At 62.5% G+C, this 13,843-nt stretch carries 13 protein-coding genes; 5 read left to right on the top strand and 8 right to left on the bottom strand.

The genetic code is table 11. From position 1 onward, the window contains the following. Positions 1-1,341 (bottom strand): type I glutamate--ammonia ligase, encoded by a 1,341-nt coding sequence (glnA, locus tag HNP00_RS11220; protein WP_184739029.1) that lies wholly within the window; start codon positions 1,339-1,341, stop codon positions 1-3. 190 nt (positions 1,342-1,531) lie between these two features. Here glnA and panB point away from each other — a divergent pair, with 190 nt between their 5' ends. Then, entirely contained in the window at positions 1,532-2,443 is a 912-nt protein-coding gene (panB, locus tag HNP00_RS11215; RefSeq protein WP_184739027.1) for a 3-methyl-2-oxobutanoate hydroxymethyltransferase, read from the top strand. 12 nt (positions 2,444-2,455) lie between these two features. Here panB and HNP00_RS11210 read toward each other — a convergent pair whose 3' ends face one another. Then, entirely contained in the window at positions 2,456-2,620 is a 165-nt protein-coding gene (locus HNP00_RS11210) for an SPOR domain-containing protein (protein WP_184739025.1), read from the bottom strand. Positions 2,621-2,735: 115 nt separating this feature from the next. On the opposite strand from HNP00_RS11210, the gene map reads away from it, so the two are divergent. The 3 genes from map to HNP00_RS11195 all read left to right on the top strand — a co-directional run bounded on the left by map (position 2,736) and on the right by HNP00_RS11195 (position 5,265). Continuing rightward, the gene (gene map / locus HNP00_RS11205; RefSeq protein WP_184739023.1) at positions 2,736-3,614 is read left to right on the top strand and encodes a type I methionyl aminopeptidase; all 879 of its coding nucleotides are present in this window, start codon (positions 2,736-2,738) and stop codon (positions 3,612-3,614) included. Positions 3,615-3,686: 72 nt separating this feature from the next. Then, positions 3,687-4,490 (top strand): polyphosphate--glucose phosphotransferase, encoded by an 804-nt coding sequence (ppgK, locus tag HNP00_RS11200; protein WP_184739398.1) that lies wholly within the window; start codon positions 3,687-3,689, stop codon positions 4,488-4,490. A 16-nt stretch (positions 4,491-4,506) separates the two neighbouring features. Further along, positions 4,507-5,265, top strand: coding sequence for an SDR family oxidoreductase (locus HNP00_RS11195; protein ID WP_184739396.1), 759 nt, complete (start codon positions 4,507-4,509; stop codon positions 5,263-5,265). 48 nt (positions 5,266-5,313) lie between these two features. On the opposite strand, the gene nrdR is transcribed toward HNP00_RS11195, so the two are convergent. From nrdR to HNP00_RS11180, 3 genes are all read right to left on the bottom strand, one after another. Next, positions 5,314-5,826 (bottom strand): transcriptional regulator NrdR, encoded by a 513-nt coding sequence (nrdR, locus tag HNP00_RS11190; protein WP_184739021.1) that lies wholly within the window; start codon positions 5,824-5,826, stop codon positions 5,314-5,316. 168 nt (positions 5,827-5,994) lie between these two features. After that, positions 5,995-7,368 (bottom strand): histidinol dehydrogenase, encoded by a 1,374-nt coding sequence (gene hisD, locus HNP00_RS11185; RefSeq protein ID WP_184739019.1) that lies wholly within the window; start codon positions 7,366-7,368, stop codon positions 5,995-5,997. 9 nt (positions 7,369-7,377) lie between these two features. Then, positions 7,378-7,923: a hypothetical protein gene (locus tag HNP00_RS11180; RefSeq protein WP_221451416.1), complete on the bottom strand. Its 546-nt coding sequence runs from the start codon at positions 7,921-7,923 to the stop codon at positions 7,378-7,380. 117 nt (positions 7,924-8,040) lie between these two features. Between HNP00_RS11180 and HNP00_RS11175 the strand changes: the two genes are divergently transcribed. Beyond that, entirely contained in the window at positions 8,041-8,541 is a 501-nt protein-coding gene (locus tag HNP00_RS11175) for a flavin reductase family protein (protein ID WP_184739017.1), read from the top strand. A 70-nt stretch (positions 8,542-8,611) separates the two neighbouring features. On the opposite strand, the gene dnaE is transcribed toward HNP00_RS11175, so the two are convergent. Genes dnaE through lspA form a run of 3 tightly spaced genes read right to left on the bottom strand, consistent with a single transcriptional unit; the run spans position 8,612 to position 13,765 of the window. Further along, positions 8,612-12,169, bottom strand: a complete 3,558-nt coding sequence (gene dnaE / locus HNP00_RS11170) for a DNA polymerase III subunit alpha (RefSeq protein ID WP_184739015.1) — start codon at positions 12,167-12,169, stop codon at positions 8,612-8,614. Between the two features lie 47 nt (positions 12,170-12,216). Next, complete coding sequence (locus HNP00_RS11165) at positions 12,217-13,161, bottom strand: RluA family pseudouridine synthase (protein WP_184739012.1); 945 nt, start codon at positions 13,159-13,161, stop codon at positions 12,217-12,219. After that, positions 13,154-13,765 (bottom strand): signal peptidase II, encoded by a 612-nt coding sequence (gene lspA / locus HNP00_RS11160; RefSeq protein ID WP_184739010.1) that lies wholly within the window; start codon positions 13,763-13,765, stop codon positions 13,154-13,156. Before lspA ends, HNP00_RS11165 begins: the two co-directional genes overlap by 8 nt. Positions 13,766-13,843 lie beyond the last annotated feature (78 nt).

The following is a 13,843-nucleotide window of genomic DNA, read 5'->3' as shown; positions in this document are numbered from 1 at the left end:
CTAGAGAATGCCGAGGTTGCGCTTGAGCTCGTAGGGCGTGACCTGGAGCCGGTAGTCCTGCCATTCCGCACGCTTGTTACGCAGGAAGTGGTCAAAGACTTGTTCGCCGAGGATGTCCGCTACGAGCTCCGAATCCTCCATGGCGCGGATGGCATCGTGGAGGCTGGCCGGCAGTGGCGTGTGGCCCATCGCTTTGCGCTCGGCCGAGGTCAGCGACCAGACGTCGTCTTCCGCTGCAGCCGGAAGCTCGTAGCCTTCCTCGATCCCCTTGAGCCCGGCGCCCAGCAACACGGCGTAGGCGAGGTAGGGGTTGGTGGCGGAGTCAATCCCGCGGTATTCGATCCGTGCGGACTGGCCCTTGCCCGGCTTGTAGAGGGGCACGCGAACCAGGGCCGAACGGTTGTTGTGGCCCCAGCTCAGGTAGCTCGGCGCTTCGCCTCCGCCCCAGAGACGCTTGTACGAATTCACGAACTGGTTGGTGACGGCGGTGAATTCCGGAGCGTGGCGCAGGATACCTGCAATGAACTGGCGTGCGGTCTTGGACAACTGGAATTCGGCGCCGGCTTCGTAGAAGGCGTTGGTGTCGCCCTCGAACAGCGAGAAGTGTGTGTGCATGCCGGACCCGGGGTGGTCCGTGAACGGCTTGGGCATGAACGTGGCGTAGGTTCCCTGCTGCAAGGCCACCTCCTTGATGACCGTGCGGAAGGTCATGATGTTGTCCGCGGTCTGGAGGGCGTCCGCGTAGCGAAGATCGATTTCGTTCTGCCCGGGACCGCCCTCGTGGTGGCTGAATTCCACGGAGATACCCACGGATTCGAGCATGGTCACGGCCGTACGGCGGAAGTCCTGTGCCACGCCACCGGGTACGTGGTCGAAGTAGCCGCCCTCGTCAACGGGAACAGGAACGCCGTTGGGGTCAAGGTCCTGGGACTTCAGGAGATAGAACTCGATCTCGGGATGCGTGTAGCAGGTGAATCCCATGTCCGCGGCCTTGGCGAGGGTGCGCTTGAGCACGTTACGGGGATCGGCCGAGGAGGGCTCGCCGTCGGGAGTCAGGATGTCGCAGAACATCCTGGAGGTCTGTTCGGTCTCACCGCGCCACGGAAGGATCTGGAACGTGGAGGGGTCGGGCTGGGCCAGCATGTCGGATTCGAACACCCGGGCGAGTCCTTCGATGGCCGAGCCATCAAAACCCAGGCCTTCTTCGAAGGCGCCTTCTACTTCTGCCGGAGCCAGCGCCACCGATTTCAGGGAACCGACGACGTCGGTAAACCACAAGCGTACGAAGCGCACATCACGCTCTTCGATAGTTCGCAGAACGAACTCTTGCTGGCGGTCCATGGGGCCTCATTTCCGGGTCAACGTCCATGCCGCAGGTTCGAAGTTCGAAGCCGACGACAACTCAGCATTCACTCTACTAAGCATTGGCCCGGAATGGCTGCACCCCCGGTTCGCGTAACACAGCGTTTACAAATGTGAGGCTCCTCATGCGCCGGTGGCTAGGACGGCTGGTACCGCATACGCTCTATTCATGGCCCCAAGCAACAGTTCCGATTCCAGCATGCCCGCCGAAGTTCCTGCCCCCTATGGGACGGGACCCGCTGGTGCAGGTGCAGCGGCTTCAACGGACCTTTCAGCATCGAAGGCTCCTGCCAGGATCCGGACGCATCACCTTCAACAGGCCAAAGCCAAGGGTGAACGCTTTGCCATGCTGACCGCCTACGAGCAATACACGGCCGAAATCTTCGACCAGGCGGGCATCGAGGTCCTGCTGATCGGCGATTCGGCCTCGAACAATGTTTTCGGAAACGAAACCAGCCTGCCTGTGACCGTCGACGAACTGCTGCCTTTGTGCCGAGCGGTGGCTCGGTCAGCCAAGCGTGCCTTGGTAGTAGCCGACCTTCCTTTCGGCAGCTATGAAGTGTCGCCGGAGCAGGCAGTGGCCACGGGCGTCCGCTTCCTGAAGGAAGGCTTGGCACATGGCGTCAAGATCGAAGGCGGCGCGTTCTATGCGCCGACCGTGCGGGCCATGGTCCAAGCAGGCATTCCCGTCATGGCGCACATCGGCTTCACGCCCCAGAGCGAACACTCGTTGGGCGGCTACCGCGTCCAGGGCCGGGGCGATGACGCCACCCGCCTGATCGAGGATGCAGTTGCCCTGGCCAATGCCGGAGCGTTTTGTGTGCTCATGGAGATGGTTCCAGCCGAAACGGCGGCTGCCGTCGACGCCGCCATTGAGGTACCCACTATCGGAATCGGCGCGGGCAACGCAACCACAGGCCAAGTTCTCGTGTGGCAGGACATGGCCGGACTGCGCGGTGGCAAGATGGCCAAGTTCGTCAAGCAGTATGCGGACCTGCGCACCACACTCAGCGAGGCGGCGAAGGCGTACGCCGACGACGTCAGGTCCGGCCAGTTCCCCGGCCCGGAACACTCTTTCTAGGAGAACCCACCTTCAGTCCTCGTCGTCCTTGTCCCAGGCTTCGTTGCGGGCTTTGACCTTCTCGAGGGCGTGCTCCGCTTCCTCACGGGTCTTGTAAGGTCCGATCAGCTGTGTCCAGTCGGACAACGCGTCCTCTTCGATCTGGTGTGTCTGAACGTTGTACCAGAACTCCGCCACGGTTCCTCCTCTGCGAATCCCGCCGAAGCGTTGGCGGGGGCTGTAGCCCTGCTACGGCGCTGTTATGTAGCTACTTAGTTACTTGCGTCTCGTGCGTCCCTTATATGATCAATCTATGCCTTCTCCCGCCCTGACCGCACCCATCGGCACGCTCACCCGAGGAACCGTCAGCCCACAGCTGCCTGTACCGGCGTCCATCCCGCGCCCGGAGTATGTCGGCAAACCGGCACCGGCGAAGTTCACCGGTTCAGAGGTCAAATCGGCGGAAACCATCGAGAAGATCCGGGTCGCCAGCAAGATTGCCGCCCAGGCGATTGTCGAGGTCGGAAAGCACATCGAGCCCGGCGTCACCACGGACCAGCTGGACCGGATAGGCCACGAGTTCATTCTGGACCACCACGCCTACCCGTCAACGCTTGGCTACCGCGGCTTCCCCAAGTCCCTCTGCTCATCCCTCAACGAGGTCATCTGCCACGGCATTCCGGACAGCACCGTGGTCCAAGACGGCGACATCCTGAACATCGACATCACGGCCTACATCAACGGCGTTCACGGCGACACCAACTACACCTTTTTGGTGGGAGACGTGGACGAAGAGTCCCGCCTGCTGGTTGAACGCACCCAGGAGTCGCTCAATCGTGCCATCAAAGCCGTGGCACCCGGCCGCGAAATCAACGTGATCGGCCGAGCCATCCAGTCCTACGCGAAACGCTTCGGGTATGGCGTGGTCCGCGACTTCACCGGCCACGGCGTCGGCGAGGCCTTCCACACGGGCCTCATCATCCCCCACTACGACGCCGCGCCGGCCTACAACACCGTGATCGAAGCCGGCATGGTCTTCACGATTGAACCCATGCTCACCCTCGGAACGATCGAGTGGGACATGTGGCCCGATGATTGGACCGTAGTCACCCGCGACCACAAGCGGACCGCACAATTCGAACACACCCTGCTGGTTACCGAGACCGGCGCCGAAATCCTGACTCTTCCTTAAGCTCTCCGGAAGGTCACCTGCAGCCGTTCGCGCTGCGACATGCCCACCCCTCCTGCCATGAACGGAAACGCATTGACCAAGAAGGATGAGAAGATCCACAAGAACGGCCCGCTGATCGGCATCGACGTCGGTGGCACCGGCATCAAGGGCGGCATCGTCGATCTCAAGAAGGGCAAGCTGCTCGGGGACCGCCTTCGTATTCCCACCCCGCAGCCCGCCACTCCCGAAGCTGTCGCCGAAGTGATCGCACAGATCGTGGACGAGTTGTCGGCGCGTTCGGACTCCCCTGCTCAGGGTTCGCCTGTCGGCGTCACTTTCCCCGGAATCATCCAGCACGGCGTGGTCCGCTCTGCAGCCAACGTCGACAAGTCCTGGCTCGACACCGACATTGATTCGCTGCTCACCAAGCGACTGGATCGTCCTGTCGAGGTGATCAACGACGCCGACGCAGCCGGCCTCGCGGAAGCCCGCTACGGTGCGGGCGAAGGCGTCGATGGTACCGTCCTCGTCATTACCCTCGGCACGGGTATAGGCTCAGCCTTCATCTTCAACGGACATCTGGTCCCCAATGCCGAGCTCGGCCACCTCGAGGTGGACGGCCACGACGCCGAAACGAAGGCCTCCGCCGTCGCGCGTGAACGCGACGGCTTGAGCTGGGAGGAGTACAGCGTGCTGCTGCAGCGCTATCTCTCGCACGTCGAGTTCCTGTTCTCCCCCGAGCTCTTCATCATCGGTGGCGGAATTTCGAAGCGCTCGGACGAGTACTTCCCGCACTTGGATTTGCGTACTCGCATCGTCACGGCGGAACTGAAGAACGACGCTGGAATCGTGGGAGCCGCCCTGGACGTCGCCCTCCACCACAAGCTTGCCAAGTAACACGGCTGCATTCCAGATGGACGACGGCGTGCCCGACGTCGCGGTTGTCACCGGCGCCAGCCGGGGCATTGGCGCTGCCATAGCCCTCAGGGCTGCCGCCGCAGGGTACGCCGTCGTCGTCAACTACTCCACGGACGCCGATGGCGCACGGAACGTCGTCGCGGAAATCCAGGCCAAAGGCGGAACGGCCGGCAGCGTGCAGGCGGATGTCAGCGACCCCTCGCAGGTTGCCGCGCTCTTTGATGCCGCGGCTGCCGTAGGTCCGGTGACGGCGGTGGTGAACAATGCCGGCATCACGGGCAACCTCATCGGCAACCTCGCAGACGTACCGAGCGAAACGATTCGCCGTGTTGTGGACGTCAACGTGAGCGGATTGATCTTTGTCTGCCAGGAGGCAGTCAGACGTCTTTCCACCGGCAGCGGCGGGCGTGGCGGCTCGATCGTCAACGTTTCCTCCACTGCGACGAAAGCCGGTTCTCCAGGCACGTGGGCGCACTATGCTGCGAGCAAAGGCGCGGTTGATGTGCTGACGGTGGGCCTCGCGTCCGAGGTAGCAAAACAGGGCATCAGGGTGAATTGCGTCGCTCCCGGGAGCACCAACACGGGATTGCACGCGGCGGCGGGAATGCCTGACCGCGTAGAACGGCTCAACCCGGGGATACCGATGGGCAGGGGTGCGGACCCCGATGAAGTGGCCGCTGCCGTCATGTGGTTGATGTCCGATGACGCAGGTTACATCACAGGAGCCGTGCTCCCGGTTTCCGGCGGACGATAGGTGGTGCCGGTGGTGGCTGCGGCTTCCCCTCCGCTGCCACCACCGGAGCTAGAGGGTGCTCTTCTCCGAGCTCTTGCCTTTGGCGCCCTTCCCAGCGTTTTCCGTAGCTGCAGCTTCAGCCTCATGGCGGAGGAGCGCGATGGCGGATTCGAAATCCTCCAAGGATTCAAAGGCTTGATAAACACTGGCAAATCGCAGGTAGGCCACCTCGTCCAGTTTCTGGAGCGGTCCGAGGATGGCCAAACCGACCTCGTGGGCGTCAATTTCGGCCGCACCAGAGGAACGGATGTTTTCTTCGACTTCCTGGGCCAGCATGGCGAGGTCGTCTTCGGTCACGGGCCGGCCTTGGCAGGCCTTGCGCACGCCGTTGATGATCTTTATCCGGCTGAACGGTTCTCCCACCCCGGAGCGCTTGATGACAGACAGGCTGGTGGTCTCCACCGTGGTGAAACGGCGGCCGCATTCAGGACACTGCCGCCGACGGCGGATGGCGGAGCCGTCGTCGGCCATTCGACTGTCCACGACGCGCGAGTCAGGGTTTCGGCAGAACGGACAATACACGCTGTGCCTCCCTTGCTCGGTTCCGGCCCGAACGTCATCGCGGCAGCATCGGCCGGGACGCAAAAGGCGCCGGAAGTTTGACTTCCGGCACCAGTCTACGGCTACATAAGGGCTAATGACAATACTGTAATTACTATATGTAGTGGTGGGCGCCCATACATGTAGTGGTTACGCATCTGCAAAGCGGATCTTGACCGCGTCGCCGTGGCCAGGAAGGTCCTCCGCGTCAGCAAGACTCACAATGTGCCTGCTGACCTCCTCCAAGGCAGCCTTGTTGTAATTGATGACTTGGACGGCGCGAAGGAACGTTGTGACGTTCAGGCCCGAGGAGAAGGCTGCGGTACCGCTCGTCGGCAACACGTGGTTGGAGCCTGCACAGTAATCGCCAAGGCTGACCGGGCTGTAGTCTCCTACAAAAATCGCCCCCGCGTTGCGGATCCTTGCGGCGACCGCGGCTGCGTCCGCCGTCATGATTTCCAAGTGTTCTGCCGCGTACGCATCGCAGACCGCGATGCCCTGTTCGAGATCGTCTACCAACACCACGCCTGATTGCGGTCCGGACAGTGCGGTGCGGACCCGTTCGCCGTGCTTGGTAATTCCCGACTGCACTGCGAGTTCCCGCCGCACGTCCGAGGCGAGTTCCTCGGAATCGGTGATCAGGACCGAGGCCGCCTTGGGGTCGTGTTCAGCCTGGCTGATAAGGTCCGCGGCCACGAGCGCCGGGCGGGCCGAAGCGTCGGCCAGGATGGCGATCTCCGTGGTGCCCGCCTCTGAGTCGATCCCCACGACGCCTTTCACAAGCCGCTTGGCGGTGGCCACGAAGATGTTGCCGGGGCCGGTCACCACGTCCACGGGCTCGATGGGCTGTTCGTCGCCAGCTCCCGGGATTCCGTAGGCAAAGGAAACGATCGCCTGGGCACCTCCGATGGCATAGACCTCGTCAATTCCCAGCAATGCGGCAGCGGCCAGGATGGTGGGGTGGGGTAAGCCGCCGAAGTCCTTCTGGGGCGGGGAAGCCAAAGCGATCGACGGGACTCCGGCAGCCAGCGCTGGTACGACGTTCATGATGACCGAGGACGGGTACACGGCCAGCCCGCCGGGGACGTAAAGGCCCACGCGCCCCACCGGTACCCAGTTCTGGCTGACGACGGCGCCGTCCCCCAGTTCCACGTCGACGTTCGCGGGCCGCTGGCCGTCGGCGAAGCGTCGGGCACGGCTGATGGATTCCTCCAGGGCAGCTCGGACGGCCGGATCCAGCTTTTCAAGGGCCCCGGCGAGGGCCTCTGCCGGCACGCGGGGGTGGGACTGTTCCACGCCGTCGAACGCCATGGCGAACTCACCAAGCGCTTCAAAACCGCGGGAGCGGACGGCAGCAATGATATTCAGGACCTTTTGCTCGGCGTCCGCCATGGTCTGATGCTTCGCCCGGGGCACCGCGGCGCGCAGTTCCGCCAAGGTCAGGGATCGTCCGCGCAAGTCAATGCGGCGGAAGTCCAGGGTCTGGGCGGCGGTGTCGGCAGAGTTCTCCGGAGAAATGGTCACCAGATCATTTTACGGGGCATGGGGCGATGCCTCCGGCGGCTTTCCCATCAGCCCGAAAAGAGTCAGCAGAAAAGTCACAAGGGCAGTCGCTCCCGGCCACAGCAAAAGGGCCGCCATTGCCCGTAAGGAGAAGCCTTCACTTCCATTCGCTGCGGCGCTGGGGGCAGGACCCCACCACTGCGCCGCCAGCAAGCCAACCTGCCACGCCACCAGGGCACCAACCAGACCGCCGACGACAGCGAGGAGAGTTCTCATGCCCTGACCCGGCTTCCGGACCTTGCTGTCGAGCAGGACAGCCGTGAAGCAGCCTGCGAGAAGCAAAAGCCCGGCCAGGACCAAGTCCCGCGGAAGCCGACCCGCAGCAGCGGAGGGGTCGGCGAGGGCGGAATTTCCGGAAATCAAGTTGAGGCCGCCCGGCGCCAGGAGCCACCATGCCAAGCCCAGTCCGATGCCCGAAGCGGCTGGCACCGCGAGCCATAACCACCATCTGCGGTCTCGCGGATCCGTGTCCGCCGCGGCAACGGACACGAGGAGGTTCGATATTGGCTTGGTCATGACACAAACATTAACAAACGTTTCTGGACGCTCAACAAGGGAGCGCCCGAACGGGTGGCGGAATACGCTGAAGCCACCAGCGTTATTACCAATAGGTCATGCAGGAGATCGAGCAAAGTGGCTTCGGAAAAATCGGCTTTTGAGGGAACATTCAAGCAAATGTTCCGCCGGCATGCCGCCGGGGTCGCCATCATCACCGCCGACCTCAACGGCAAGCCTTTCGGCTTCACCGCCACGTCGGTGGCTTCCCTGTCGGCAGAGCCGCCCCGCTTCACGTTCAACATGTCCCGCAGTTCGAGTTCCTGGCCCGCAGTGGCGAATTCAACGTACATCGGCCTGCACATGCTGGGCCTCGAGAACCAAGCACTTGCCGACCGATTCGCCCGCACCCAGGAACGGTTCGAAGGCGATCACTGGGAACCCGGACCCTTCGATGTCCCCATACTGAAAAACGTGGCCGGCTGGTTGATCGGCAAGATCCAGATGCGCCTGTCCTTCGAAAACAACGCGATCGTCGTGGTCGAAGTCGTTGATGGACTTGTTGGCGAAGATGACACTCCCCTGCTGTACCACTCGGGCTCCTACGGCCAACCGGTTCCGCTCGACTACGAAATCTAGCGCAGGAAATCTAGCGTCACCGGCTGGGCCGGACGGTCACCGGCCGGCTGGCTCAGGTAGCCGCGCCCGATCAACTGTCCAAGCAGGTCGGGCCAAGAAGAACCTTGAGATCACCGAAAAGGGATGGGGTGGGATTGACCCGCAGGTGCACGGGCAAGCCCATCACTTCGACCTTGGAATCACCCTGCAAATGGAGCCTGACCTCGGAGTTTCCCCGGTGGGTGTTCAGGACATCGCGAAGATCAGTGACTACGGCCTCGGTTGCCTTGTAGGTGGGCATCGTGATGACCAGCGGCCCGTTGGTGCTTTCGCTCAGATCCGGTACTGAGAGCTCCATGCAGTTCAGGGTGACCGCACCGTCGTCGCGCCGCTGCAGGCGGCCCTTGACCACGACGATCAGGTCCTCTGCGAGGACCGAAGCGATAGGGCCGTAGACCTGGCCGAAGAACATCACCTCGATGGAAGCGCCCAGGTCTTCGATCTCCGCCCTCGCGTAGGCGTTGCCGCTTGCCTTGGCGATCCTGCGGCTAAGCGAAGTGATCATGCCCGCAATGGTGACGATGGCGCCGTCGTGCGGTCCGTCTTCTCCCAGAATCGACGTGATCGACTGCTCGGCATGCTGGCTCAAGACACCCTCGAGCCCTTGCAATGGATGGTCGGAGACATAAAGCCCAAGCATGTCCCGCTCAAAGGCGAGCTTGTCCTTTTTCTCCCATTCCGGCAGGTCCGGGATCTCCGTGCTCAGGGAGGCCTCCGGCTCCTGGTCCTCGAATCCAGCAAAGAGATCGAACTGGCCAATCGCTTCATTGCGCTTGAGCGTGATGACGGAGTCGATCGCTTCTTCGTGCACCATCGCCAGCGCGCGGCGGTGATGGCCAAGGGAGTCGAACGCGCCCGCCTTGATGAGGGATTCAATGGTGCGCTTGTTGCAGACTACCGCGGGCACCTTCATGAGGAAATCCTTGAAGGAGGTGTAGGCGCCCTCGCTCGCCCGGGCCGCAACCATGGCCTCCACGACGTTGACGCCAACGTTGCGGATGGCCCCCATCCCGAAGCGGATATCAGTTCCGACAGGGGTGAAGTTGAGGCTTGACTCGTTGACGTCCGGCGGCAGGACCGTAATGCCCATGCGCCGGCATTCATTGAGGTAGATCGCCGATTTGTCCTTGTCGTCGCCCACGGAGGTGAGCAGGGCTGCCATGTATTCCGGGGCGTAGTGGGCCTTCAGGTACGCAGTCCAGTAGGAGATGACCCCGTACGCGGCCGAGTGCGCCTTGTTGAAGGCGTAGTCCGAAAACGGCAGCAGGATGTCCCAGAGAGTCTTCACGGCCGCCATGGAATAGCCGTTGTCCTGCATGCCTTGGGAGAATCCGGCGAACTGCTTGTCCAGCTCGGATTTCTTCTTCTTGCCCATTGCACGGCGCAGGATATCGGCTTGGCCAAGTGAATAGCCTGCCAGCTTCTGGGCCACGGCCATGACCTGCTCCTGATACACGATCAGGCCGAAGGTACCGCCCAAGATGTCCTCCAGCGGCTCCGCGAGCTCCGGGTGGATGGGAATGACTTCTTGGATCTTGTTCTTTCGGAGGGCGTAATCGGTGTGCGCATTGGCGCCCATGGGACCCGGCCGGTACAGAGCCAACACGGCGGAGATGTCTTCGAAGTTGTCAGGCTTCATGAGCTTGAGCAGGGACCGCATGGGCCCGCCGTCGAGCTGGAACACCCCCAAAGTGTCACCGCGCGCGAGCAGCTCATACGACGCGGCGTCGTCCAACGCCAGGTTCTCCAAGTCAAGATCAACTCCACGGTTCATCTTGATGTTTTCCAGGGCGTCGGAAATGATCGTCAGGTTCCTCAGGCCGAGGAAGTCCATCTTGATCAGCCCAAGGCCCTCGGACGTCGGGTAATCGAACTGCGTGATGACCTGGCCGTCCTGGATACGGCGCATGACAGGGATGACGTCGATGATGGGGTCCGAAGACATAATGACGCCGGCGGCGTGCACGCCCCACTGGCGTTTCAGTCCTTCGATGCCCAGTGCGGTCTCGAAGACCTTGGCAGCCTCGGGGTCCGTGCTGATGAGCTGGCGGAAGTCCCCGGCCTCGCCATAGCGCTTGGCCTCCGGGTTCTGGATGTCCGCGAGCGGGATGTCCTTGGCCATCACAGCCGGCGGCAAGGCCTTGGTGAGCTGTTCACCCATGCTGAACGGGTACCCGAGCACGCGGGAGGAGTCCTTGAGCGCCTGCTTGGTCTTGATGGTGCCATAGGTGACAATCATCGCGACGCGTTCGTCGCCGTACTTCCGGGTGACATAGTCGATGACCTCGGAGCGGCGGCGATCATCGAAGTCGACGTCGAAGTCAGGCATGGACACGCGGTCCGGGTTGAGGAAACGCTCGAAAATCAAGCCGTGCTCAAGGGGATCGAGGTCGGTGATACGCATGGCATACGCCACCATGGAGCCAGCACCGGAACCACGGCCCGGGCCCACCCGGATGCCGTTGTTCTTGGCCCAGTTGATGAAGTCGGCCACCACCAGGAAGTACCCCGGGAACCCCATGGACGTGATGACGTCAAGCTCATAGTCGGCCTGCTTGCGTACCTTGTCCGGGACGCCCTTGGGATAGCGGTAATCGAGCCCGGTTGCCACTTCCTTGACCAGCCACGACGTCTCGTCCTCGCCCGGCGGGCAAGGGAAACGAGGCATGTAGTTGGCCCCCGTGTTGAAGGACACCTCACAGCGCTCCGCGATCAGCAGGGTGTTGTCGCACGCTTCGGGATGATCACGGAACAACTCACGCATCTCTTGCGGTGACTTCAAGTAGTAACCGCTGCCGGAGAAGGCAAATCGGGAGCCGCCGTTGTCATAGGTCGGCTCCAACAGGGTGGAACCCGATTGGATGGCCAACAAGGCCTCGTGCGCCTTGGCGTCATGCTCATGCGTGTAGTGGAGATCGTTGGTGGCCACCAATGGGAGCTTCAGTTCCTTGGCCAACCGCAACAGGTCGCCCGTGACCCGCCGCTCAATGTCCAGGCCGTGGTCCATTAGCTCGCAGAAGTAGTTTTCCGCACCGAAGATGTCACGGAACTCAGAAGCCGCCGCGAGGGCCTCGCGGTATTGCCCCAACCGAAGCCGGGTCTGGACCTCGCCGGAAGGGCACCCGGTGGTGGCGATCAGGCCCTCGGAATAGGTGTTCAGCAGCTCGCGGTCCAACCGGGGCCATTTCCCGAACACCGAGTCGAGGGAAGCAATCGAGGATGCCCGGAACAGATTGCGCATGCCGACGTTGTTGTAGCTCAGCAGCGTCATATGGGTGTAGGAGCCACCACCGGAGACGTCATCCTTGCGCTGGCTCTCCTCGCCCCAGCGGACGCGCTCTTTGTCCCCGCGCGCCGTCCCCGGGGTGACATAAGCCTCGACGCCGATGATCGGCTTGATGCCCTTGTCGGTGGCCTTCTTCCAGAAATCGAAGGCACCGAACAGGTAACCGTGGTCCGTGGTGGCAAGCGCAGGCATCCCCAGCCGCTCGGTCTCATCGAACAACTCGGTGAGACGGGCCGCACCATCCAGCATGGAGTATTCGGTGTGGGTGTGCAGATGGACGAACGAGTCATTGCTGGAAGTCACCACGACAGTCTACCGGCAGGGGTCACTCGAATGGAGCAGAATTCTCCCTATGCGTTGCCGCTTTCGAGAAGCTCCAGCGCGTACTGGAGGTCTTCCGGGTACTGGCTGGTGACTTCCACCCATTCGCCAGTACGGGGGTGGTTGAAGCCAAGCTGGCGCGCATGCAGCCACTGCCGGGTAAGTCCTAGATTTGCGGCCAGGCGCGGATCCGCTCCATAGGTCAGATCGCCCGCACAGGGATGCCGGAGGGCCGAGAAATGAACCCTGATCTGGTGTGTCCTGCCGGTCTCAAGGTGAATTTCCACGAGGGTCGCCTTGCCATAAGCCTCGAGGACTTCGTAGTGGGTCACCGAGGGACGGCCATCTTCGATCACCGCAAAGCGCCAGTCATGCCCCGGGTGACGCCCGATGGGCGCGTCGATAGTGCCCTCCAGCGGGTCCGGCAGGCCCTGAACGACAGCATGATAGACCTTGTCCACCGTGCGTTCCTTGAAGGCCCTCTTGAGCACCGTGTAAGCATGTTCGGTCTTCGCCACCACCATCACGCCTGACGTCCCCACATCGAGACGGTGGACGATCCCGGCCCGTTCAGGCGCACCGGAGGTGGAGATCCGGTATCCGGCACCAGCGAGGCCACCGACCACGGTAGGGCCAACCCACCCCGGCGACGGATGCGCAGCCACGCCAACAGGTTTGTCGATGACAACGAAGTCCTCATCGTCCAACAGGATCTTCAGGCCTTCCACGACTTCCTCCACGACTTCCAAGGGATCCCGGCGTTCGGGAACGGTGACTTCCAGCACGGACCCCGCAAGGAGCTTCGCCGACTTACCCACTGCGGCCGATTTGCCCGCCGCACTCGCGGAGACGGTCACGTTGCCCTCGGCGATCAGCAAAGCAGCCGCAGAACGGGAGATATCCATGAGTTTCGCCAGTCCGGCGTCTGCCCTGGCCCCACCCAGCTCTTCGGGCACCACGAATTGCTCAGACATCGCCCGACTCCTCACGATCCGGTGTGGCAGCTTCATCCGGCGTGGTAGCGCGGGATCCGGAGGAGTGCTGGCGGGAGCCATCCAGGCCGATCCCCCGCAGGGTCAGCAAGCAGATGATCACGACGCCGGAAACCACCGCTGAGTCGGCGATGTTGAAAATAGCGAAGTTGGGCAGTTGGATGAAGTCCACTACGTGGCCCATGGCAAAAGAGGGCTCGCGGAAGAGCCGGTCCGTGAGGTTTCCAAGCGCCCCACCCAAGAGCAATCCGAGGGCAAGGGCCCACCAGGCGGATCCCAAGCGACGCAACTGGAACAAGATCGCTACGGACACGGCAGCCATGACGATCGTGAAGACCCACGTGACATTTTCGCCGATCGAGAAGGCCGCCCCGGAGTTGCGGATGTAGTACCAATGCAGCAACGGAGGCAGCACGGGGGTCCGTTCGCCTTCAACCATGGTGCTGGTGACCCAGAGCTTGGTCAGCTGATCGAAGGCGTACGCGAAGACGGCGAAGCCTGCGAAAACCCAGAGCAATGCGGGGCGCCACGTGTGGACTTTGGTGCGGAGCGGCTCCGTGGTGCCGTCATTTTGTTCGTCGCTCATAGTACTTTCATTCGGTAACCGTGGCTTCTGGTGCCTTAACACGCGAAAGCCGGCGGCCGAGGAATCCCCAGCCACCGG

The organism is Arthrobacter sp. AZCC_0090 (assembly GCF_014207375.1).
In the GTDB taxonomy this organism is placed as follows: Bacteria; Actinomycetota; Actinomycetes; order Actinomycetales; family Micrococcaceae; genus Arthrobacter.
This window is presented reverse-complemented; position numbering and strand designations above follow the sequence as displayed.

Bases quoted from the DNA above. Each gene is read 5' to 3' on its own strand.
- glnA (WP_184739029.1), bottom strand. From the start codon at position 1,341: ATGGACCGCCAGCAAGAGTTCGTTCTGCGAACTATCGAAGAGCGTGAT.
- panB (WP_184739027.1), top strand. From the start codon at position 1,532: ATGGCCCCAAGCAACAGTTCCGATTCCAGCATGCCCGCCGAAGTTCCT.
- map (WP_184739023.1), top strand. From the start codon at position 2,736: ATGCCTTCTCCCGCCCTGACCGCACCCATCGGCACGCTCACCCGAGGA.
- HNP00_RS11195 (WP_184739396.1), top strand. From the start codon at position 4,507: ATGGACGACGGCGTGCCCGACGTCGCGGTTGTCACCGGCGCCAGCCGG.
- HNP00_RS11180 (WP_221451416.1), bottom strand. From the start codon at position 7,923: ATGACCAAGCCAATATCGAACCTCCTCGTGTCCGTTGCCGCGGCGGAC.
- HNP00_RS11165 (WP_184739012.1), bottom strand. From the start codon at position 13,161: ATGTCTGAGCAATTCGTGGTGCCCGAAGAGCTGGGTGGGGCCAGGGCA.
- lspA (WP_184739010.1), bottom strand. From the start codon at position 13,765: ATGAGCGACGAACAAAATGACGGCACCACGGAGCCGCTCCGCACCAAA.